Source organism: Mesorhizobium sp. KR9-304, assembly GCF_040049215.1.
Taxonomy (GTDB): Bacteria; Pseudomonadota; Alphaproteobacteria; order Rhizobiales; family Rhizobiaceae; genus Mesorhizobium_K.
Window position 1 is genome coordinate 1,694,154 of the sequence record NZ_JBDZDN010000001.1, and the last position, 20,719, is coordinate 1,714,872.

At 65.4% G+C, this 20,719-nt stretch carries 20 protein-coding genes; 15 read left to right on the forward strand and 5 right to left on the reverse strand.

Annotation, left to right across the window (positions count from 1 at the left end; translation table 11 throughout):
- Positions 1-110: 110 nt before the first annotated feature.
- Both ABLE71_RS08110 and ABLE71_RS08115 read left to right on the forward strand, forming a co-directional pair.
- Positions 111-782 (forward strand): LON peptidase substrate-binding domain-containing protein, encoded by a 672-nt coding sequence (locus ABLE71_RS08110; protein ID WP_348782830.1) that lies wholly within the window; start codon positions 111-113, stop codon positions 780-782.
- 21 nt (positions 783-803) lie between these two features.
- Positions 804-1,028 (forward strand): Trm112 family protein, encoded by a 225-nt coding sequence (locus tag ABLE71_RS08115; protein WP_348782831.1) that lies wholly within the window; start codon positions 804-806, stop codon positions 1,026-1,028.
- A 31-nt stretch (positions 1,029-1,059) separates the two neighbouring features.
- Here the strand turns inward: ABLE71_RS08115 and ABLE71_RS08120 are convergent, their stop codons facing one another.
- Genes ABLE71_RS08120 through ABLE71_RS08130 form a run of 3 tightly spaced genes read right to left on the reverse strand, consistent with a single transcriptional unit; the run spans position 1,060 to position 6,732 of the window.
- Positions 1,060-4,338, reverse strand: coding sequence for an error-prone DNA polymerase (locus ABLE71_RS08120; protein ID WP_348782832.1), 3,279 nt, complete (start codon positions 4,336-4,338; stop codon positions 1,060-1,062).
- Positions 4,335-5,765, reverse strand: coding sequence for a DNA polymerase Y family protein (locus ABLE71_RS08125; RefSeq protein ID WP_348782833.1), 1,431 nt, complete (start codon positions 5,763-5,765; stop codon positions 4,335-4,337). The genes ABLE71_RS08120 and ABLE71_RS08125 overlap by 4 nt, the downstream gene beginning before the upstream one ends.
- On the reverse strand, positions 5,758-6,732 hold the full coding sequence (locus ABLE71_RS08130; protein WP_348782834.1) for a hypothetical protein: 975 nt from the start codon (positions 6,730-6,732) through the stop codon (positions 5,758-5,760). The genes ABLE71_RS08125 and ABLE71_RS08130 overlap by 8 nt, the downstream gene beginning before the upstream one ends.
- Before the next feature lie 183 nt (positions 6,733-6,915).
- Between ABLE71_RS08130 and ABLE71_RS08135 the strand changes: the two genes are divergently transcribed.
- A complete protein-coding gene (locus ABLE71_RS08135; RefSeq protein WP_348782835.1) occupies positions 6,916-7,341 on the forward strand; it encodes a metallopeptidase family protein in 426 nt (141 codons plus the stop codon).
- Here the strand turns inward: ABLE71_RS08135 and ABLE71_RS08140 are convergent.
- Positions 7,335-7,541 (reverse strand): DUF1737 domain-containing protein, encoded by a 207-nt coding sequence (locus ABLE71_RS08140; RefSeq protein WP_348782836.1) that lies wholly within the window; start codon positions 7,539-7,541, stop codon positions 7,335-7,337. The genes ABLE71_RS08135 and ABLE71_RS08140 overlap by 7 nt on opposite strands.
- Positions 7,542-7,553: 12 nt before the next feature.
- Positions 7,554-8,441: a CoA ester lyase gene (locus ABLE71_RS08145; RefSeq protein ID WP_348782837.1), complete on the reverse strand. Its 888-nt coding sequence runs from the start codon at positions 8,439-8,441 to the stop codon at positions 7,554-7,556.
- Between the two features lie 97 nt (positions 8,442-8,538).
- Between ABLE71_RS08145 and ABLE71_RS08150 the strand changes: the two genes are divergently transcribed.
- The 12 genes from ABLE71_RS08150 to ABLE71_RS08205 all read left to right on the forward strand — a co-directional run bounded on the left by ABLE71_RS08150 (position 8,539) and on the right by ABLE71_RS08205 (position 20,713).
- Positions 8,539-9,708, forward strand: a complete 1,170-nt coding sequence (locus ABLE71_RS08150; RefSeq protein ID WP_348782838.1) for an FAD-binding oxidoreductase — start codon at positions 8,539-8,541, stop codon at positions 9,706-9,708.
- A 98-nt stretch (positions 9,709-9,806) separates the two neighbouring features.
- Positions 9,807-10,412, forward strand: coding sequence for a 3-isopropylmalate dehydratase small subunit (leuD, locus tag ABLE71_RS08155; RefSeq protein ID WP_348782839.1), 606 nt, complete (start codon positions 9,807-9,809; stop codon positions 10,410-10,412).
- Between the two features lie 15 nt (positions 10,413-10,427).
- Positions 10,428-10,811, forward strand: a complete 384-nt coding sequence (locus ABLE71_RS08160; protein WP_348782840.1) for a RidA family protein — start codon at positions 10,428-10,430, stop codon at positions 10,809-10,811.
- A 10-nt stretch (positions 10,812-10,821) separates the two neighbouring features.
- A complete protein-coding gene (locus tag ABLE71_RS08165) occupies positions 10,822-12,375 on the forward strand; it encodes a VOC family protein (RefSeq protein WP_348782841.1) in 1,554 nt (517 codons plus the stop codon).
- A 72-nt stretch (positions 12,376-12,447) separates the two neighbouring features.
- A complete protein-coding gene (gene leuB / locus ABLE71_RS08170; protein ID WP_348782842.1) occupies positions 12,448-13,551 on the forward strand; it encodes a 3-isopropylmalate dehydrogenase in 1,104 nt (367 codons plus the stop codon).
- Between the two features lie 134 nt (positions 13,552-13,685).
- Positions 13,686-14,981: an MFS transporter gene (locus ABLE71_RS08175; RefSeq protein ID WP_348782843.1), complete on the forward strand. Its 1,296-nt coding sequence runs from the start codon at positions 13,686-13,688 to the stop codon at positions 14,979-14,981.
- Positions 14,982-15,153: 172 nt separating this feature from the next.
- Positions 15,154-15,531, forward strand: coding sequence for a ribosome silencing factor (gene rsfS / locus ABLE71_RS08180; protein WP_348782844.1), 378 nt, complete (start codon positions 15,154-15,156; stop codon positions 15,529-15,531).
- 94 nt (positions 15,532-15,625) lie between these two features.
- Positions 15,626-16,108, forward strand: a complete 483-nt coding sequence (gene rlmH, locus ABLE71_RS08185; protein WP_348782845.1) for a 23S rRNA (pseudouridine(1915)-N(3))-methyltransferase RlmH — start codon at positions 15,626-15,628, stop codon at positions 16,106-16,108.
- 138 nt (positions 16,109-16,246) lie between these two features.
- A complete protein-coding gene (locus ABLE71_RS08190) occupies positions 16,247-17,578 on the forward strand; it encodes a murein hydrolase activator EnvC (protein ID WP_348782846.1) in 1,332 nt (443 codons plus the stop codon).
- A complete protein-coding gene (locus ABLE71_RS08195; RefSeq protein WP_348782847.1) occupies positions 17,568-18,893 on the forward strand; it encodes a S41 family peptidase in 1,326 nt (441 codons plus the stop codon). Before ABLE71_RS08190 ends, ABLE71_RS08195 begins: the two co-directional genes overlap by 11 nt.
- Positions 18,894-19,007: 114 nt before the next feature.
- Positions 19,008-20,189 carry a divergent polysaccharide deacetylase family protein gene (locus tag ABLE71_RS08200; protein ID WP_348782848.1) on the forward strand — a complete coding sequence of 394 codons (1,182 nt, stop codon included), beginning with the start codon at positions 19,008-19,010 and terminating at the stop codon, positions 20,187-20,189.
- A 2-nt stretch (positions 20,190-20,191) separates the two neighbouring features.
- The gene (locus ABLE71_RS08205; RefSeq protein ID WP_348782849.1) at positions 20,192-20,713 is read left to right on the forward strand and encodes an RNA pyrophosphohydrolase; all 522 of its coding nucleotides are present in this window, start codon (positions 20,192-20,194) and stop codon (positions 20,711-20,713) included.
- Positions 20,714-20,719: the final 6 nt, after the last annotated feature.

Sequence of the window (20,719 nt, forward strand, 5' to 3'; positions counted from 1 at the left end):
GCTTGTTTCCTCGGCCGCTTGCCGGGTGCTTATCCTGCGGAAACAGCGTTCAGGGGTTGCGATCGCGGCGCGGCGCACCAGATTGTCTGAGGGGTGATCGGAGGATCCAGGTGCAGGCTGGAAATTTCAACTATCGGCGCGTGGCGGACCTGCCGTCCGTCATCCCGGTGTTTCCGTTTCCGGCCGCGCTGCTTCTGCCCGGCGGGCGCATGCCGCTCAACGTCTTCGAGCCCCGCTATCTGCAGATGATCGATGCGGCCATGGCCGGCGACCGGCTGATCGGCATGATCCAGCCCGGCTTCGACGGCGCGCTGCGCGACGACGGCGAACCGGAAATCGTCAATGTCGGCTGCATGGGCCGCATCACCTCGCTGACCGAAACCGGCGACGGGCGCTACATGATCGCGCTGCAGGGCGTGTGCCGTTTCCGCGTCGCCGAGGAATTGTCCGTGAAGACGCCGTTCAGGCAGTGCCGCGTGTCGCCTTTCGGCGCGGACCTGGACGAGGACCGTTCCGGTGGGGAGGTGGACCGTCAGGCGCTGCTCAAGGCATTTCGGTCCTATCTCGAAGCGAACGATCTCGACGCCGACTGGAACAATGTCAGCCGCGCCGACAACGCCATGCTGGTCAATGCGCTGTCCATGATGGCGCCCTACGGGCCTGCCGAGAAGCAGGCGCTGCTCGAGGCGCCCGATCTCAGGACGCGGGCGGAGACGCTGATCGCGCTGACGGAGATGGCGCTGGCGCGCGACAACGAGGATTTCGGGTCGAGCCTGCAGTGAGGGCGGCGTGGGGGCAAGTCGATGAGTGACGTTCAACGGGCATCCGGCATCGACGTGAAAATGCTGGAGCTGCTCGCCTGCCCGCTGACCAAGGGACCGCTGGTCTGGGACGCCGGGCGCGCCGAACTCGTCTCGAAGAGCGCCAGGCTCGCCTATCCGGTGCGCGACGGCATACCGGTGATGCTGCCTTCGGAGGCGCGCACTATCGATCCGGATGATGCCGTGTCGCGGCCCGAGACGCGTTAGGTTTCGGCGGACTTCCCGCCGGCCGGGCGGCTCATTGAAAATTCCGTCCCTTCGGCATGACGCCGCTTGCCCTGCGGGACAGCACCCCGGCATTCGCCTCGGCCTCTTCCAGCAAGGCCGAGAGCCAGGGCGTGATATCCTCGATCGTCTCGGCCACGATGTGCACGACATTCGATTCGGACTGCAGCCTGCCGGTCACGCGGACGACTTTCGAGCTCATGATGACAGGCAGCAGCCGTGCGAAATCCCTTTTCCAGACGATGACGTTGGCGACCGCCGCGTCGTCCTCCAGGGTCAGGAAGATCGCATTGCCCTTGCCGGGACGCTGGCGCACAAGCACGAGCCCCGCCACGGTGACGCGGCTCTTGTCCGGCACGCGCGGCAGCCGTTCGTTGGGCGTGACGCCGAGCCTGTCCAGCCGTGCGCGCAGGAAGGAGACCGGGTGCGCCTTGAGCGACAGGCCGAGTGAACGATAATCGTGGATGACATGCTCGCCTGAAGGCATGACCGGCAGCCTCGTCGCAGGCTCGTTGTCCCGCAACCCGATGCCGGGGCGGTTGAACAGCGGCATCGTCTCGGCGGCGGCCTTGCGGTCGAGCGCGCGGACCTGCCAGAGCGCGGCGCGGCGGTCGAGGCCGATGGAGCGGAAGGCGTCGGCCTGGGCGAGCTTTTCGATCTCGTCGACGCCGAGGCCGGAGCGAAGCCAGACGTCGCGCACGGATGCGTAGCCCTCGCCGCGCCGGGCGACGAGCAACTTCATACGAGCCTCCGACAGGCCCTTTATCTGGCGAAAACCCAGGCAGACCGCATGCGCGCTCCGGATGACGCCGCGCATTTCGGCGTGACGGTCGAGGATGCGGGCAGGATCGAACGCAGCATTCTCCAGCGTGCAGTCCCAGCTGGAAAGATTGACGTCGACCTCGCGGATCTCGATGCCGTGGTCGAGGGCGTCGCGCACGAGCTGGGCCGGCGCATAAAACCCCATGGGCTGCGAGTTCAGGATCGCCGCGCAGAAGACATCAGGATAAAAGGTTTTGAACCAGCAGGAGGCATAGACGAGCAGGGCGAAAGAAGCGGCGTGGCTTTCGGGAAAGCCGTATTCGCCGAAACCCTCGATCTGCTTGAAGCAGCGTGTCGCAAACTCTTCGGGATAACCCTTCCCGACCATCCCCCGGATCATCCTGTCGCGGTATTTGTGAATGGTCCCGTTGCGCCTGAAGGTGGCCATGGCGCGGCGAAGCTTGTCGGCCTCGCTTGGTGAAAACCCGCCGATATCGATGGCGATCTTCATCGCCTGTTCCTGAAAGAGCGGCACCCCTAGGGTGCGCTTCAGGATCGCCTCCAGTTCGGGTTTGAAATATTCGACCTTTTCCAATCCCATGCGCCGGCGCAGATAGGGATGAACCATGTCGCCCTGGATCGGGCCCGGCCGGACGATCGCCACCTCGATGACGAGGTCGTAGAATTTTCTCGGTTTCAGCCGCGGCAGCATGGACATCTGCGCGCGCGACTCGATCTGGAAGACGCCGAGCGTGTCGGCGCGGCAGATCATGTCGTAGACCTCCGGCCGCTCCTTGGGCATGGTCGAGAGGTCGACGACGGGCTCGCCTCTCTCGTTGCGGACGTCATAACGATCCTTCAGCAGACCGAAGGCGCGGCGCAGGCACGACAGCATGCCGAGCGCCAGGATGTCGACCTTGAGGATGCCGACCGCATCCAGATCGTCCTTGTCCCATTCGACCATCTTGCGTTCGAGCATCGCCGTCTTGACGATAGGCACGATTTCGTCGAGCCGGTCCTTGGTGATGACGAAGCCGCCGACATGCTGGGACAAATGGCGCGGGAAGCCGAGGATCTCGTTGGCGCGGTTCATCACATGACGCGAACGCGGATCGGCCCGGTCGAGGCCGCCGGCCCGGGCCTCGGTCTCGCCCAGACCCTCCGACGACCAGCCCCAGACCGAGCCCGACAGGGCGCTGCGTATGTCGTCCGACAGGCCCATCGCCTTGGCGACCTCGCGCAGCGCCGAGCGGCCGCGATAGCTGATGACCGCCGCGGCGAGCGCGGTGCGCTTCTGGCTGTATTTCTCGTAGATATAGGCGATGATCCGATCGCGTTTCTCATGCTCGAAATCGACGTCGATGTCGGGAGGCTCGTCGCGCTCGACCGAAACGAAGCGCTCGAACAGGACTTCGGCGTTTTCGGGGTCCACGTCGGTGATGCCGAGGCAGTAGCAGATCACCGAATTGGCGGCGGAGCCGCGCCCCTGGCAGAGAACGCCGATCTCCTTCGAATAGCGGACGATGTCGTGCACGGTGAGGAAGTAGCGTGCGTATTTCTTGAGGGCGACGATGCCGAGTTCGTGGCGCAGAAGCTGCGACACTTTCTCCGGAATGCCGTCGGGATATCTGACGGATGCGCCCTGCCATGCCAGTTTTTCCAGCGCAGTCTGCGGGTCGACGCCCTCCTCGGTCGTCTCCTCCGGATAATTGTGGCTGAGCTCGCTTAACGAGAATTCCAGTTCGCTGGCGAAACGGGCAGTTTCGGCCAGCGCCTGGGGATGGTTCCTGAACAGCCTTGTCATCTCGGCAGGCGGCTTCATGTGCCGTTCGCCATTCGCAGCCAGTTCGAACCCGGCTTCGGACACGGGCATGTTGAGCCGGATCGCGGTGAGCACATCCTGCAGCGGCCGCCGCTCGCAGGCATGGTAGAGCACGTCGTTGACCGCCATCAGTTTCATGCCGGCCGCAACCGCCAGAGCCGCCGCCCGCTCCAGCCTGAACCGGTCGTTGCCTGAATAGGCCGGCGCCGCGGCAAAGCGGATGTTCTTGCCGAAGCGGTCGGCGAGCTTGCGCAGGAGGATGAGCGTCTCGTCGTCGCCGGCCTCCGGATCGGGCAGGGCGGCGAGCGACATGCAGTCACCGAACTCCATGAGGTCGCCGAGGAAAAGAAGCGGCGCGCCCTTCTCGCTCTCCTCGCGCATGTTGGCCTGAGTGAGCATGCGGCAGAGATGCCCCCAGCCCTTGCGGTTCCGCGGATAGGCCAGAACATCCGGCGTACCGTCGCAAAAGACCAGCCGGCAACCGGGATGATAGGGAAGCTTGAACGGTTCGCCGTCCTCGGAGAGCCTTATGTGCTTCGACTGGCTCCAGGCGCGCACCACGCCGGCAACCGTGTTGCGGTCGGCAAGCCCGATGCCGGCATGGCCGAGCAAGGCGGCGGTGACGACCAGTTCCTCCGGCCTCGAGGCGCCGCGCAGGAAGGAGAAATTCGACTGGACGGCGAATTCCACATAGGCGGCGGCGCTCATGCCGAGATGCCCTGCAGGTACCAGCGCGGGCTCACCCCTTCAGCCTCGTAAAGGCCTTCGCGATAAAGCCAGTAACGGTGGCCGTCGGAATCCTCGACACGGAAATAGTCGCGGGTCGGCGCCTCCTTCTCCTCGCGCCACCATTCCGGCGCGATGCGCTCGGGACCTTCGGCGCGCGCCACGCGGTGCATGGCGCGCCGCCAGCGGAAATTGAGTGGCGGCCCTTCCGGAATTTCAGTCACCGGCACCTCGATCGGCTCCGGGCGGGAGAACAGCCTGAGCGGGCGTTCAGGCGCCCGGCGAGAGGGAGAAAAATCGATCTTCCTGCGTGGGATCGCCGGCATCTTCCTTTCCGTCGGCGAGCCGCCGGCCGGGGCAAGGGATGCGGCGCGTTCGGGCAGGTGGCTCTCGGCGAGCAGGGGCTCCAGCACTGCCCCGCGGCCGAGGCGCGCACGCACGCGGTCGGCGAAGAGCGCGATGTCTTCACCGCCGCCGCCGGCTTCGCCGCCGAGATCGGCCTGCGGCGTTTCGACAAGTGCGGTGGCGAAGGCCGAAAGGCGGACGAGATCGAAACCGTAGCCGGGATCGAGCGACGATTGGAGCGCGGCCAGCCGTTCATGAAACAGCCGGCCGATCAAGGCCGGCTCGCGCAGCGGCAGCGAGGCGCCGGCCGAGATGCGCGAGACGGCGCCGTCGACCCGGAAAAGCAGCAGTTCGAGCATGCGGGCGCCTTCGCCGCGCCGTTCGAGGTTGCATTTGAGCCTCGTTGCGAGCAGGAGGATCAGCCGTTCTATGTCCTCGACGAGCCCGATGGGTTCGGCGAGATGGCGTTCGACCGAGAGGGGCGGCACGGGCAGGCGCGGCGAGACGACCTCCTCGATCCCGCCCAGCGCCTGATCGAGCCGCAGAAGCAGCATTGCGCCGAAGCGGCGGGCAAGCGGCGCGCGCGGCCGCTCCGCGACCGATCCGACCGTCCGCAAGCCGACGCTTTCCAGGCTTGCGACCGTGACCGGCTCGAGTCTCAGCGAGGCGAGTGGAAGCCCCCTGAAAAAAGACGGTTCGTCTCCATCCTCGAGAATGGTCCGATCCGTCGAAAAGCGCGCCGCCGCCCAGGCGGCCCCGGGCGTGGAGGCAAGGCCGGCCCTGGCGCCGAAGCCCTGGTGCAGGAAGCGCACGACGATGTCGTGGAGCATCGCCTGCTCGCCGCCGAAGAGATGCGCGCAGCCGGTGATGTCGAGGAAAAGTCCATCGCTCCCGTCAAATGCCACGAGAGGCGTGTAGCGGTCGCACCAGTCGGCGAGCGCCTCGAGCAGCCGGCGGTCGGCCTGCGGGTCCGCCGCGACGATTTCGATCGAGGGATACATGGCGCGCGCGTCCGCAATGCCCATGCCGGGCTTCAGCCGGAGGCGTTCGGCCTCTTCATCCAAGGCGGCAATGCGCTGGGTGTTGTTCTCCTGGCGGCTGACGACCAGCGGCGGCCTGCCTTGCCGGGGAAGGGAACGCCAGGAGCGTCCCAGCCGCTGCCGCAGCAGGCGTTCCGTGCTCAGACGCGGGAACCACAGAGACAGGATTCTCCGCCGCTCTTTCCTGAAAGGCGCGTGCATGGTTGTTCCATTCCAGCGTGAAATGAGTGGGTGGGGAGGCTCGGTTCTTGCTGATCTCGATGCCGAAGCCCGGGGGTCCGATCGAGCGGGCGAGCGGCGTGCCCAGCACATGACGCAGCCCCGCCGGGGCGGACCGCACGATCAGCCTGAACGGAGCGGCGGTCGGTTCGGGCAAGGCCGCCTGGCGCAGCAGGAACAGCGGGTGGCCGGCATCGCGCGCGCGGTGATGCAGCCGTCGCGTTGCCGTCAGGTCGAGGCGTGCGGACCTGCCGCGCGTCTCCAGGAGGATGGCGGCGAAGCCGCTCAGCCCGGCTGCCTGCTCGGCGATCCACAGCACATCCGGGAGCTTGTCGGCCTGCGCGACCAGCAGGCGGGAGGACTCCACGCCATAAAGGAAGCATAGGCCCGGCGGGTAGGGGTAGCCCGCCTCGCGAAAACTTTCGGTCGTACCCGCCCAGAGGACAGGCGCGGGGGTCTTCTCGAGCAGAAGGCTGATCACGGCAAGGGTGAAGGCCGCCGCCGCGCCGGCGTCGCGCGTGCCCGGCGCGTGGATCTCCGTCAGCCCGGCACCTGGCAGGCCTCCGCCCAATGCGGCGTCGAAGCGTCGGGCGCCGGTGGCGAGAAACCCGCCCCCGGGATTCCCATAATGCGTCGCCAGACCGTGATGGCGCAGCAGATCGATATCCGCGGGCATCCCCTCGTCGAGCCGTTCGGCGAGGCGGCCTTCGATCCTGGCGATCTGATGGCGCAGGGACACAACGGTCCCTTGCGCCACGGCAAGCGAGGCCATGGCGGTTGTTCTTTCGAGTTATGTTCCTGTTATGTTCCAATAGATTCCAGAGCCGACCCGAAGAGTCAAGCAGGCGCCGGAGAGAATTTATTCCTCGCAGCGGTTCGGGTGCTTTTCCTTAATTCCCAAATCGCCTCGAAACCCGAAGCCCGAACGGCTATATGCACCGGCAAAGGAAGAAGAATGGCCCGCATCTACCAGACCCGATCATGGCACGACCAGCTGTCGCCCTCGATGGAGGAGATGGAACTCCTGGCCCTCGAGGCCTATGCGCACCTGCCGGAGCAGTTCCGGTCGCTGACCGGCGAGATCATCATCCAGCTGGCGGAATTCCCCACCGACGAGATCATGGACGATCTGTCGCTCGAGACCCCCTTCGACCTGCTCGGACTGTTCGAGGGCCGCGGCATCGCCGAGCGCTGGAACCCGCAGACCGGCGAGGGGCCGAACCGCGTCACGCTCTATCGCCGCGCCATTCTCGACTACTGGGCCGAGAATGACGAGACGCTCGGCTCGATCGTCACCCATGTGCTGATCCACGAGATCGGCCACCATTTCGGGCTGTCGGACGACGACATGGAGAAGATCGAGGAAAACGCGGATCAGTAGTCCGACAGCTTGATGTCCGGATCGTAGTCGACGCCATCGACATCCTTCACCACGGCCTGGCCGCAGCGCATGGCCTTCTTCCTGGCATCGAAGCTGTAGGTCGGCGAACCGTAGAGGTGCCAACCCTTGTTCAGCGCCGCCGTCACTTTGTGGCAGAAGGCGGAATCGTCGGACCCGCTGAGAAATCTGTAAAGCCGCATGGCAATTCTCTCCTAAAGCCGCCCCGATAATCGTCCCGCCCGCGCCAGCAGCCGCTCGGCCTGGGCGAGGTGCAGCCGCTCGATCATCCGGCCGCCGATCGAGATGACGCCTTTTTCCAGATTCTCCGGCAGCGCGAAGGCGGCTTTTATCGCTTCTGCCTCAGTGACCGCATTGGCCGAGGGCGAGAAGGCTTGCAAGGCCGGCTCGATCTGCGCGGGATGGATCAGTGTCTTGCCGTCGAAACCCATGGCGGCGCCTTCGGCGCATTCGCGCGCAAATGCGTCGAGGTCGCGGAAATCGTTGCTGACGCCGTCGAGCACATCCAGCCCACCGGCGCGGGCGGCCAGCACCATCTGCATCAGCCACGGCATGATGTAACGGCGGTCGGGCGCCGCAAGGACACCCGTGTCCTTGATCAGGTCGTTCGTTCCGGCAACGAAACAATCAAGCCGCGCCGCTCTGTCGCGTCCGAATTCCGCCAGCGCGCCAATGTTGAGCATCGCCTTTGGCGTCTCGACCATGATCCAGAGTTTCAGGGTCTCCGGCGCGTCCGTCCCGTCCAGGGCGTCGTCGAAATCGTGGATGTCACGCGGCGTGTCGACCTTGGGCAGCAGGATCGCGTCGGGCGCGCAGGCGATCGCGGCGGCGAGGTCCTCGCGACCCCATTCGCCGGCCGGCGGATTGATCCGGATGACGCATTCCGGCCCTTGCTTCGGCCGTGCCGCGAACCAGGCGCTCAGCCTCTCGCGCGCCGCGACCTTCGCCTCCGGCGCGACGGAGTCCTCGAGGTCGAAAATCACCGCGTCGCAGGCAAGCGACGGCAGCTTGGCGATTGCCTTCTCGTTGGATGCGGGCACGAAAAGCACCGCGCGGCGCGGACGGTAGGTTCTTTCGGGCATCGCGAATTCTCTGGCGTCTGGCCTTCTTGCCCGGCAATGCTGGCCCTTGCAAGGGCAGGGGCCGCGATGTTTCGCCCAGGCTATCAACGGAGCGCACATGGCTACATACGACGCGGTCATCATCGGCGGGGCAATCGTCGGCAGCTCGGTCGCCTATTATCTGCGCGAAGAGGGCTTTTCGGGCTCGATCGCGCTGATCGACCGCGACCCGCAATTCGCGCGTGCCGCAACCACGCTCTCCTGCGCTTCGATCCGCCAGCAGTTTTCCATCCCCGAAAACATCCGCCTGTCGCAGTTCACGCTCGGCCTGTTCCGGCGACTGAAGGAGGAATTCGGTCCCGACGCCGACATAGGCTTCCGCGAAAACGGCTATCTGATCCTGTCGAGCGACGAAGGCCTGCCCGTGCTCAAGGCCAACCATGTGGCGCAACAGGCCGAAGGCGCCGACATCGTCATCGAGGATGCCGAAACGCTCGTCCGCCGCTTTCCCTGGCTGTCGCCCGAAGGGATCGTGGCGGGCGCCTTCGGACGAAGCGGCGAAGGCTGGTTCGACGCGCATGCCTATCTGCAGATCTTCCGCAGGGCGCTCAGGACGAAGAATATCGACTTCGTCAACGCCGCCGTCACCGGCATCGAGCGGGAGGGAAATCGCGTTTCAGCGGTGCTGCTCGACAATGGCGAGCGGCTGGAATCGGGCGCCATCGTCAACGCGGCCGGCCCGAATGCCGGCAAGGTATCGGCGATGGCCGGCATCGCGCTGCCGGTCGAGCCGCGCAAACGCTCCGTCTTCGTCTTCGAGGCGCGCGACAAATTCTCCGACATGCCGCTGATCGTCGATCCGAGCGGCATCTATGTGCGGCCCGAGGGCGCGGTCTACATTACCGGCGGCGCGGAACAGGAGGAGGGCGAGGCGGCGGCCGATCCTGAAGATTTCGAGCCGGACTGGCCGCTTTTCGAAGAGACGATCTGGCCGGTGATCGCGACGCGCGTGCCGGCCTTCGAGGCGATCAAGGCAACCCGCGCCTGGGCCGGCCACTACGACTACAACACGCTCGACCAGAACGCCGTGATCGGCCCGCATTCGGACGTCCAGAACTTCATCTTCGCCAACGGCTTCTCTGGACACGGGCTGCAGCAGGCCCCGGCGGTGGGCCGCGCGATTGCAGAACTGATCGTGCATGGCGGCTACCGTACGATCGACTGCTCGGCCTTCGGCTACGAGCGCATCGCGGCGGGCCGGCCCTACCGCGAACTCAACGTTATCTGACTGTTTGCGCCGGGCTTTGATACGGCCCTTTGATTTGGGGCCGGCTTTGTGTAAAGCGACAGCCAAGGCGAATTGTGCCGGAAGACAGGTTTCGAGCCATGGAAAAATTCACCAAGCTGACGGGCGTCGCCGCGCCCCTGCCGATCGTCAATGTCGACACCGACATGATCATCCCGAAGGACTATCTGAAGACGATCAAGCGCACGGGTCTCAGCGTCGGGCTCTTCGCCGAGATGCGCTTCAACGAGGACGGCTCGGAAAACCCCGACTTCGTGCTCAACAAGCCAGCCTACCGCAAGGCGCAAATTCTTGTCGCCGGCGACAATTTCGGCTGCGGTTCGAGCCGCGAGCACGCGCCGTGGGCGCTGCTCGACTTCGGCGTACGCTGCGTGATTTCGACCAGCTTCGCCGACATCTTCTACAACAACTGCTTCAAGAACGGCATTCTGCCTGTCACGGTCAGCCCGGAGGACCTGGAGAAGCTGATGGACGACGCCTCGCGCGGCGCCAACGCCACCGTCACCGTCGATCTCGAAGCGAAGGAGATCCGCGGGCCGGACGGCGGCGTGATCACGTTCGACCTCGACGAATTCAAGCGTCACTGCCTGCTCAACGGCCTCGACGACATCGGCCTGACCATGGAGAAGGCGCCGGCCATCGCCAGCTACGAGCAGCGCGCGGCAGAAAACCGCCCCTGGGCCTGAACCGACGGACATGACATGCGCAAGCTGATCTCGACCGGCTCGCCCTTCGAGAAGACCGCCGGCTACAGCCGCGCGGTCGTGCAGGGCGACTGGTGTTTCGTCGCCGGCACCACCGGCTACGACTATGCCACCATGACCATGCCCGAGAGCGTGGAGGCGCAGACGAAGAACTGCCTCGCCACCATCGGCACGGCGCTTGCCGAGGGCGGCTTCGCCATGGCCGACGTGGTCCGGGCGCATTATTACATCACCGACCAGGCTTACGCCGACATCGTGTTCCCGATCCTCGGCGAGACATTCGGCGACATCCGCCCGGCCGCGACGATGATCGTCTGCGGACTGAACAAACCCGAGATGAAGATCGAGATCGAGGTCACGGCGCTCCGGCGCGGCGCCTGAACCCGCCGGCATGGCTCACGGCATCCATCACGTCACGCTGATCACCCGCAAGGTTCAGGCCAATGTCGACTTCTATGCCGGCTTTCTCGGCTTGCGGCTCGTCAAGCGCACGGCGGGCTACGAGGACGCCGACCAGCTCCACCTGATCTACGGCGACGCGACCGGCAGTCCCGGAACGCTCGTTACCTTCCTCGTCTGGGAAGACGGCGCGCCAGGCCGTGTCGGTCTCGGGCAAATCAGTGAGCTGTCGCTCGCCATCGACAAGGCAAGCATCGGCTTCTGGCTGACGCGCGCGCTGACAGCAGGCGTCCCGGTCGAAGGACCTGCCGAGGAGTTCGGCGAACCCGTGCTGCGCCTGAAGGACCCCGACGGGATCATCGTGAAACTGGTCGGGACGGAGAGCTTGCGGCCACCCGATCCCTGGACGGCGAAGGGAATCCCGCCGCGGGATGCCATCGGACCTGTCCGCGCCGTGACCATCCTCGCCGAGGACGCTGACCTCACCGCAAGCTTCCTCAAGCGCCATTTCGGTTACCGCGAGACGGCGCGTAACGATGCCACGAAACGACTTACGTCCCCGTCGGGCGATGCGATCGATCTCAGGCAGGCTGCCGGCTTCTGGACCAGCGCGCCCGGCACCGGCACCGTCGATCACGTCGCGTTGCGTGCCGCCGACATCGCGGAGGTCGAGGGGGTCGAGATGGAACTTTCGACATCCAACGCGTCAGCGACCAATGCGCATGACCGCAAATACTTCTATTCGCTCTATGTCCGAGAGCCGGGTGGCGTTCTGATCGAACTGGCGACGGACACGCCCGGCATGACGGTGGACGAACCTGCCGAAAGTCTTGGCGAAAAACTGTTCTTCCCACCGGGATTGTCGGAGCCCGAGACCGGCATTGCTGTCCGGCTGCCGCAGTTCGGCATGCCGGGCGAACCCCGGACGGTGTATCGCGACCTTCCTTTCGTTCATCGCCTCGTCGTTCCTGCGCGTCCCGACGGTTCGACGCTCGTCCTCCTGCACGGCTCCGCGGGCAACGAGACGAGCCTGCTTGCCTTCGGCCGTCGCATCGCACCGGACGCCACGCTGCTCTCGGTCAGGGGACGAAGCGTGGAGGAGGGCGCGCCGCGCTGGTTCCGCCGCTTGCCGGATGGTTTCGACCAGGCCGACATAAGGGCTGAAGGCGAAGCCTTCGCGGCGTTCATCGAGGGCGCGGTTCCCGCTTATGGGCTCGACCTCGAAAGGACGATCTTCGTCGGCCACTCGAACGGCGCGAACTTCATCGCCGCGTTCATGCTGCTTCATCCCGGCGTCGTCCGGCTCGCCGCGCTCCTGCGCCCGGCCCCGGTGCTCGATGCCGCTCCGACGCCGGATCTGCGGGGTGCCGACATCCTGGCCGTGACCGGGGCGCACGACGCTTTCCTCGATGATGGACAGGCGCTGGCGACCCTGCTCGGAAATCTCGGCGCACGCCTCAGGAGCGTTACGGTCGAGGCCGGCCACGATCTGGTCGAGGCGGATGCCGCCGCCTTTTCCGAGTGGCGGGCCCGCGCCGAGCTTTGACCCTTGCGCGCCCCCCGCCGGGCGTTTAGCAAGGCGTCGGTTTCCCGATCTTGCGACATGCAGAGGCGTTTCATGGCATCGAAAAAACTCTTCCTCCTTCCTGGCGACGGCATCGGGCCCGAGGCGATGGCGGAGGTGAAGAAGCTGATCGCCGCCATGAACGAGAAGTTCGGCAGCGGCTTCGTCACCGAGGAAGGTCTGGTCGGCGGCTGCGCCTACGACGCGCATGGCAAGGCGATTTCCGAAGACGACATGGGACGCGCACTGGCCGCTGACGCGGTGCTGTTCGGCGCGGTCGGCGGGCCGAAATGGGACGCGGTTCCCTATGACGTCAGGCCCGAAGCCGGGTTGCTTCGCCTGCGCAAGGATCTGGAACTCTTCGCCAATCTGCGCCCCGCGATTTGCTATCCCGCGCTCGCCGCATCCTCCTCGCTCAAGCAGGAGGTCGTCGAAGGCCTCGATATATTGATCGTGCGCGAGCTTACCGGCGGCGTCTATTTCGGCGAGCCGAAGCAGATCATCGACCTCGGCAACGGCCAGAAGCGCGGCATCGACACGCAGGTTTACGACACGTTCGAGATCGAACGCATATCGGCTGTCGCCTTCGAGCTGGCGCGCACGCGCAAGAACCACGTGACATCGATGGAAAAGCGCAACGTCATGAAGTCGGGCGTCCTGTGGAACGAGGTGGTGACGGCCACGCACAAGGCGAAATACGCCGACGTCAAGCTCGACCACATGCTGGCCGACGCCGGCGGCATGCAGCTGGTGCGCTGGCCCAAGCAGTTCGACGTCATCGTCACCGACAATCTGTTCGGCGACATGCTGTCCGACATCGCCGCCATGCTGACCGGCTCGATCGGTATGCTGCCATCGGCCTCGCTCGGAGCCCCCGATCCGAAGACCGGCAAGCGCAAGGCGCTCTACGAGCCGGTGCACGGCTCGGCGCCCGACATCGCGGGCCAGGGCATCGCCAACCCCATCGCCATGCTGGCGTCGTTCGGCATGTGCCTGCGCTATTCCTTCAACATGATCGAGGAAGCCGACCGGCTCGACGCGGCGATCGCCTCGGTGCTCGATTCCGGGCTGCGCACCAGGGACATCATGTCGGAGGGCATGACGGAAGTCAGCACGATCGCGATGGGCGATGCGGTCATCGCGAAGTTTCTGCTCTGACCGGGATCGGCCCTCCAAATCGATGAGGTCGGGCACGTTTGCCGCCCGTTGATCCGGCGGGCCACGGTCCGCTGGCTCTCCGAAATGTCGCTTTTGCCGCTACGCCGGACGCCACGCATGGGCAATCTCCAGGCATGAACGGCGTTTCCGAACAGACATCCCGGCAGACCGTTGGCGGACGCCCTTCTGTTCCGTCGAGGCCGCTCGTCGCCATCGCCTCGGTGATCGTCTCGATGGCGCTTATAGCAGTCGGCAACGGGCTGATGTTTGCCTACATCCCGGTGCGGCTCGGCGCGGACGGTTTTGCTCCGACCTGGGCCGGCGGGATATTGACCGGACTTTCGGCCGGCGGCATCGCCGGCTGCCTGCTCACCGGCGTTCTGGTGCGCCGGATCGGCCACGCCCGCGCCTACATGGTGCTGTCGGCCGTCATCGTGCTTTCCAATGCCGGCGTCGCGGCCAGCGCCCATCCGGTGCTGTGGATCGCGGCGCGCGCTCTCTACGGCTTCGCCATCTGCGCCATGTTCATCGTGGCGCAGAGCTGGCTGAACGACGCTGTCGGGAATTCGATACGCGGCAGGGTCATGGCGGTATTCTACGTCAGCTACATCGTCGGCATGGGGGCCGGTTCCGCTATAATGGGCGCGCTCGACATCGGCTCGGCGCAGGCGCCGCTTGTCGGCATCTTCTTCACCGCGCTTTCCATGCTGCCGATCGGCATGACCCGGCTGGCGCAGCCGCCGCCGCCGGAAGCCGCTTCAGTGGCGTTGAGACGTGCGTGGCAAATATCGCCGGTCGGCGTCGCCGGCATGCTCGCGGTCGGCGGACTGTCGATGATGATCGCGGGTTTCGCGCCGATTCACGCAACCGCGAAGGGCTTCACCCAGCAGGAGGTGGCGACCCTGATGTTCGCCATGCCGCTCGGCACGCTGCTCTTTCAGATTCCGTTCGGCTGGATTTCCGATCGCACCGACCGCCGCTACGTGCTGATCGCCGCATCCCTGCTCGTGGCGATAGCCGGCGTCGCCGCGGCACGCTTCGACGCGGCGGCCCTGACGGTCATCCTGGTCATCTATGTGGTCTGGAGCGGAGCGTCGGAATCCATCTATTCACTGTCCTCCGCGCACGCCAACGACCGCGCCACCAACAACGATCTCGTGGCGCTCTCCTCTTCGATGCTGTTTGCCTGGTCCGTATCGGGCTTTCTCATTCCCGCCCTCGGTACGGCGCTGACCGCCGCCTACGGCACGCAATCCTTCATCTACGTGGCGATCGTCATCGCCATCGCCTATGCGCTGTTCGTCGTCTGGCGCGTATTCCGGGCGCGGCCCGTTCCGTCCGACGAGACCGGCAGTTTCGCTCCGATGACGGCGCAGGCGCCGCTGCCGGTGGAGCTTGGCTTCGCCGCCGAAGACGGCGAGCGGCGGTGACCGTCAGGCATGGGCCGGAAGGGAGACGCCTTGCTCGGAAAAGCGAGTCGTCTTGAAACTGCAACGCAACTCTGCCTATCTATTGGGTGTCGCCTGATTTGTTTGGCGATTGGTTGTTCCCGTTCTGAAAGGAAAGACACTGAGAACAGCACTGCGGAAGAAGGCGGATATCATGCCTTCGCCGGCCGGGTTAAGCGGAATAGACGCTTCCTCCCGCGCCCTTGAAACTGTCCTTGCCAGTCTGGAAGACTCCAAGGCCGAAAATATTGTCCCAATCGACATTCAGGGTAAATCGAGCCTCGGTGACTACATGGTCGTCGCTTCGGGCCGCTCGCACCGCCATGTCGCCGCCGTCGCCGAACAGCTCCTCAAGGCGCTGAAGGATGCCGGTCTAGGCCAGGCGCGGGTCGAGGGCCTCTCGGGCGCCGACTGGGTGCTGATCGATTCGGGCGATATCATCGTCCATGTCTTCCGCCCCGAAATCCGCGAGTTCTACAACATCGAGAAGATGTGGCAGGCTCCGGACCTCGAGGAAGAGACGATCCACTAACGGACGTTAGCGGCGTCTCGGCCCGATAGCGCGACTCCGAAATCGGAATCTCCGGTAAGGTTCGTGCGCACAGAGAATCGTGGCCGGAGGACGGATGAAGATCTCGGTATTTGCCGTGGGCCGCATGAAGGCCGGCCCCGAGAAAGAGCTTGCCGACCGTTATTTCGAGCGCTTTTCGAAGAGCGGACCGGCTGTCGGGCTTGAGTTCTCGGGCCTCGTCGAAACTCCCGAAAGCCGCGCGCAGGGCCCCGCGGAGCGCAAGCGCGAAGAGGCCGACAGGTTGCGGCAGCACCTGGCCGCGGGTGTGGCGCTCATCCTGCTCGACGAGCGCGGCAAGAGTGTTTCCTCGCAGGATTTCGCCGGCCGGATCGCAGCGCTGCGCGATGGCGGCAGGCGCGCCCTCCTCATTGCGATCGGCGGACCCGACGGGCACGACGCCACGCTCCGCGAAACGGCCGAATTGGTGGTTTCCTTCGGCGCACAGACATGGCCGCATCAGATGGTGCGCATCATGCTTGCCGAGCAACTCTACCGCACCGTGACGATCCTGTCGGGACATCCGTATCACCGCGAATGAACGGCGCACGGGACGCCCGCTTCCGAATTCCGACAAAATGCGGAGTCACGGACTTGCCCAGGCTGACAGCGATGGTTGATGGTTCGTTAAGAAGCCGTCGATAGAGTCGCGGCTTCGGCGCGCGAAACGATGGGACGGATGGCTGCGGCAGCGAGCGGATTTGGAGCGAGATGGCGGCGCGGCATCGCCGCGACCTTCTTGCTCGCCGCCTTGTCATGCAACGCGGCTGCGCAAGAGGCAGCTTCGCTTCAGCCTGGCCCCGAGGAGAAGGTCGGCCAGTCCCTCGCCGAATATGAACGCGTGTCGCGCGAGATCAGCCTGACGGAGGAGCGCAAGGCGTCGCTGGCCGCCGAGATCGCCGAAGTCAAGAAGGACGCGGCCTCGATCACCGCGGCCTTGATCCAATCGGCCAAGACCGAACGCAAGCTCAGCCAGGATATCGAGGACATCACCGACCGCGTCGAAGCGCTGAAGACGCAGGAGGACGGCATCAAGCACGCGCTCGCAGGACGTCGCGAGGTGCTGGCCGAGGTGCTCGGCGCCCTGCAGCGCATGGGACTGAATCCTCCGCCCGCGATCCTGGTGACGCCGGAAGACGCGCTCGCCTCGGTGCGCAGCGCCATCGTGCTCGGCGCGGTCGTGCCCGGCCTGCGCAAGGAGACGGAGGCGCTGATTGCCGGCCTGACCGAGCTGTCGCGGATCGCCGCCTCGATCGCGGACGAGCGCACGCGGCTGACGGCGGTCTTTTCCGAGCAGCTTGCGGAGAAGAAGCGGCTCGAACTGCTCGTCGCCGAGAAGCAGAGCCTGCAGGCCGAGCGCGAGACCGCGCTGAGCGCGGAGCAGAAGCGCTCGGAAGAACTCGCCGGCAAGGCGAAGAACCTGAAGGACCTGGTCGCGGCGCTGGAGACGCAGGCAGCCGAAGCGGAGAAGGCGCGCCTCGCCGAGGCCGAGCGTCAGAAGCGCAACGAAGAACTCGCCGCGATGCCGGTGCCGGAGGCGAATCGGCTCGCCGCCGCGGCGCCGTTCCGGTCTCTCAAAGGCCAGCTTGTGCTACCGGTTGCCGGCAAGTTCGGCCGACGTTTCGGCGAAAAGGACGGTAACGGCGGCGTGATGCAGGGCGACACGGTTGCGACACAATCCGGCTCCATCGTCACAGCGCCGTCTGACGGGAGCGTTCTTTATGCGGGGCCATTCCGTTCTTATGGACAACTCTTGATCCTGAATGCGGGCGACGGCTATCATGTCGTCCTAGCCGGGATGAGCAGAATCAGCGTTATGTCGGGTCAGCCCGTTCTGGCGGGCGAACCGATCGGCGCGATGGGTGAGGCCAGGGTAGCGAGCGCTTCGGCCGAGACCCTTGGAAATATCCTGCCGGAACTCTACGTTGAGTTCCGCAAAGATGGGAAACCCGTCGATCCGGCTCCGTGGTGGGCGGACCGTCACTCTGGAAGGACAGGAAATGGTACGTAAATTGTCGCTTCTGTTCGCGGGCGCCCTGCTGGGCGCTTCGGCCATGAGCCTGGTCTACGGAGCGCCAAGTTCGACGGCCAACGCGGCAGGTTCGGAAACCTACAAGCAACTCGCCATCTTCGGCGACATCTTCGAGCGGGTGAGGGCCCAGTATGTGACGCCCCCCGACGAGAGCTCGCTCGTCGAGAACGCCATCAACGGCATGCTCACCTCGCTCGATCCGCATTCGTCCTACATGAACGCGGATGCCGCCAAGGACATGCGTGTCCAGACCAAGGGCGAGTTCGGCGGCCTGGGCATTGAAGTGACGATGGAGAACGAACTGGTCAAGGTGATCACGCCGATCGACGATACGCCGGCCGCCAAGGCGGGTGTGCGCGCCGGCGACTACATCGCCGAGATCGACGGCGAGGAAGTGCGCGGCCTCACCCTCAACGACGCCGTCGAGAAGATGCGCGGCCTCGTCAACACGCCGATCAAGCTGACCATCCTGCGCGAAGGCGCCGACAAGCCGATCGAGATCACCGTCGTGCGCGACATCATCAAGGTCAAGGCGGTGAAGTATCGCGTCGAGAACGACGTCGGCTACATGAAGATCACCTCCTTCACCGAGAAGACCTATGACGACCTCGAGGAGGCGATCAACAGGATCAAGGAGCAGGTGCCGGCCGACAGGCTGAAGGGCTACGTGCTCGACCTGCGCCTCAACCCGGGCGGCCTGCTCGACCAGGCGGTCAGCGTGTCGGACACGTTCCTCGACCGCGGCGAGATCGTCTCGACTCGCGGGCGCGATCCGAAGGACATCTCGCGCTTCGACTCGCGTCCCGGCGACGACATCGACGGCAAGCCGCTGATCGTGCTCGTCAACGGCGGGTCGGCCAGCGCATCCGAGATCGTCGCGGGAGCCCTGCAGGATCACCGCCGCGCCACGGTCGTCGGCACGACCTCGTTCGGCAAGGGTTCGGTGCAGACGATCATCCCGCTGTCGGAGAACGGCGCGCTCAGGCTTACGACGGCGCTCTATTACACGCCGGCCGGCAAGTCGATCCAGGGCAAGGGCATCACGCCCGACATCAAGGTCGAGCAGCCGTTGCCGGAGGATCTCGCGGGCCGTGACGTGACCCGCGGCGAATCCGACCTCAAGGGCCACATCAAGGGCGTCGAGGAGAGCGAGGAAGGCTCGGGCTCCGCGGCCTATGTGCCGCCGGACCCGAAGGACGACGTCCAGCTTACCTACGCGCTCGACCTCTTGCGCGGCGTGAAGACCGATCCGGCTTTCCCGCCCAATCCGGAAAAGGCCGTGATGAACCAGTAAGGGCGGTCCGTTTCGAACCGTCTGTATTTCGTGTGAATGCGTCGCTGCCGGGATCGCAAGGTTCCGGCAGTTTGATTCTTCCTAGGGACAGTTCTCCAACGGCAGGTCGGCCGCTTGACGCATATCGCCAAGGACATCGAACGCCCGCTCGGCCAGTCCGTCAGGACGCACGAGGCCTCTCGCGGTTTCTTGCCGCCCGCCCGCTCGCTTGCCCTCGGCATCGGCGTCGTTTGCATCGTTGCCGTTTCTGGCACGATTGCGCTGCGTGACAGGCCTTTCCGCAACCCTGCCTTGTCGGTGACCGCAACGCCGGAGGTGGCGGAAGCAAAGCCGGCCGCAGCGCCGGCGCCCGAGGCGGCCCCGGCGACATCCATGCCCCAGGCGGCGGAGAAAAAGGATGGGCCATCGATCATCCGCGTCAACCCCGACAATGCGGCCAAGGGCAATGGCGTCATCATCATCCGCGACCCGTCCGCGGTCGGCCAGAACCTCAGCATCGCGCATCTGCCCGACAGGGCGCTCATCGAGGAAAGCGAAAGCGGCCCGCTGCCGATCCGCGCCGCCGACGGCCGCCGCCCGATGGACGTCTATGCGAGGCCCTGGTCGGGGGCGCGCGGCGCGCGCGTTGCAATCGTCATCGGGGGACTTGCCGTGTCGCAGACCGGCACGCAGGAGGCGATCGAGAAACTGCCCGCGGAGGTGACGCTAGCCTTCGCTTCCCAGGGCAATTCCATCGACCGCTGGATGCAGGCGGCGCGCCGCAAGGGCCACGAGATCCTGATGCAGGCGCCGCTGGAGCCGTTCGACTATCCCAAGGTCGATCCCGGCCGCAACACGCTAACGGTTGCCGCGTCGCCTGAGGAGAACCTCGACAGGCTGCGCTGGACCCTGTCGCGGACGACCAATTATACCGGCGTCATGAACTACATGGGCGCACGCTTCGTGGCCGACGCCAATGCGATGGCGCCCGTCATGGCCGAACTCGGCAGGCGCGGCCTGCTTTATCTCGACGACGGTTCGACGGCGCGGAGCGCGGCGTCCGACCTAGCGTTGAAGGATCGCGTGCCCTTCGCTTCCGGGGACACGATCATCGACGCGGAGCGCGATCGCGGCGCCATATTGAAGAAGCTCGACCAGCTCGAGGCGACGGCCCGCGCGAAGGGTTTCGCGCTCGGCACGGGCTCGGCCTTCGACGCAACGGTCGACGCCGTTACATCCTGGATCGCGGAGGCCAAGAAGCGCGGCGTCGAGATCGTCCCGGTTTCAGCCGTCGCAATCGATCCGGAGAAAGGCTGAACGTGGCGAAGAAGAAGCCAGTCGATCCCGAAACGCTGCCCTACCGGCCCTGCGTCGGCATGATGGTGCTCAACCGTGAAGGCCTCGTCTGGGTGGGGCATCGCATTTCGGAACCCGATGGCGAGATGGCCGGCTCCCGGCAGCTCTGGCAGATGCCGCAGGGCGGTATCGACAAGGGAGAGGACCCGCTGCCGGCGGCGAAGCGCGAGCTCTACGAGGAAACCGGCATGGAAAGCCTCGACCTCGTCGCCGAGGCGCCCGGCTGGATCAACTACGATTTGCCGGCGCATCTCGTCGGCACCGTCTGGAAAGGCAAATACCGCGGTCAGACCCAGAAATGGTTTGTGTTCCGCTTCTTCGGCGATTCCCGCGAGATCCGCGTCAACCCGCCGCCCGGCGGCCACGAGGCTGAATTCGACCGCTGGGACTGGCGCAGGATGGACGACCTGTCCGGCCTTGTCGTGCCGTTCAAGAAGAAGGTCTATGACGAGGTCGTCGCGACTTTCCGGCACCTGGCGGATTGAGCGTCA

Excerpts from the sequence above, each read along its gene's own strand:
- ABLE71_RS08195 (WP_348782847.1), top strand. The coding sequence starts at position 17,568 with ATGGTACGTAAATTGTCGCTTCTGTTCGCGGGCGCCCTGCTGGGCGCT.
- ABLE71_RS08175 (WP_348782843.1), top strand. The coding sequence starts at position 13,686 with ATGAACGGCGTTTCCGAACAGACATCCCGGCAGACCGTTGGCGGACGC.
- rsfS (WP_348782844.1), top strand. The coding sequence starts at position 15,154 with ATGCCTTCGCCGGCCGGGTTAAGCGGAATAGACGCTTCCTCCCGCGCC.
- leuD (WP_348782839.1), top strand. The coding sequence starts at position 9,807 with ATGGAAAAATTCACCAAGCTGACGGGCGTCGCCGCGCCCCTGCCGATC.
- ABLE71_RS08120 (WP_348782832.1), bottom strand. The coding sequence starts at position 4,338 with ATGAGCGCCGCCGCCTATGTGGAATTCGCCGTCCAGTCGAATTTCTCC.
- ABLE71_RS08190 (WP_348782846.1), top strand. The coding sequence starts at position 16,247 with ATGGCTGCGGCAGCGAGCGGATTTGGAGCGAGATGGCGGCGCGGCATC.
- ABLE71_RS08165 (WP_348782841.1), top strand. The coding sequence starts at position 10,822 with ATGGCTCACGGCATCCATCACGTCACGCTGATCACCCGCAAGGTTCAG.
- rlmH (WP_348782845.1), top strand. The coding sequence starts at position 15,626 with ATGAAGATCTCGGTATTTGCCGTGGGCCGCATGAAGGCCGGCCCCGAG.
- ABLE71_RS08135 (WP_348782835.1), top strand. The coding sequence starts at position 6,916 with ATGGCCCGCATCTACCAGACCCGATCATGGCACGACCAGCTGTCGCCC.
- ABLE71_RS08160 (WP_348782840.1), top strand. The coding sequence starts at position 10,428 with ATGCGCAAGCTGATCTCGACCGGCTCGCCCTTCGAGAAGACCGCCGGC.
- ABLE71_RS08145 (WP_348782837.1), bottom strand. The coding sequence starts at position 8,441 with ATGCCCGAAAGAACCTACCGTCCGCGCCGCGCGGTGCTTTTCGTGCCC.
- leuB (WP_348782842.1), top strand. The coding sequence starts at position 12,448 with ATGGCATCGAAAAAACTCTTCCTCCTTCCTGGCGACGGCATCGGGCCC.
- ABLE71_RS08115 (WP_348782831.1), top strand. The coding sequence starts at position 804 with ATGAGTGACGTTCAACGGGCATCCGGCATCGACGTGAAAATGCTGGAG.
- ABLE71_RS08130 (WP_348782834.1), bottom strand. The coding sequence starts at position 6,732 with ATGGCCTCGCTTGCCGTGGCGCAAGGGACCGTTGTGTCCCTGCGCCAT.
- ABLE71_RS08140 (WP_348782836.1), bottom strand. The coding sequence starts at position 7,541 with ATGCGGCTTTACAGATTTCTCAGCGGGTCCGACGATTCCGCCTTCTGC.
- ABLE71_RS08150 (WP_348782838.1), top strand. The coding sequence starts at position 8,539 with ATGGCTACATACGACGCGGTCATCATCGGCGGGGCAATCGTCGGCAGC.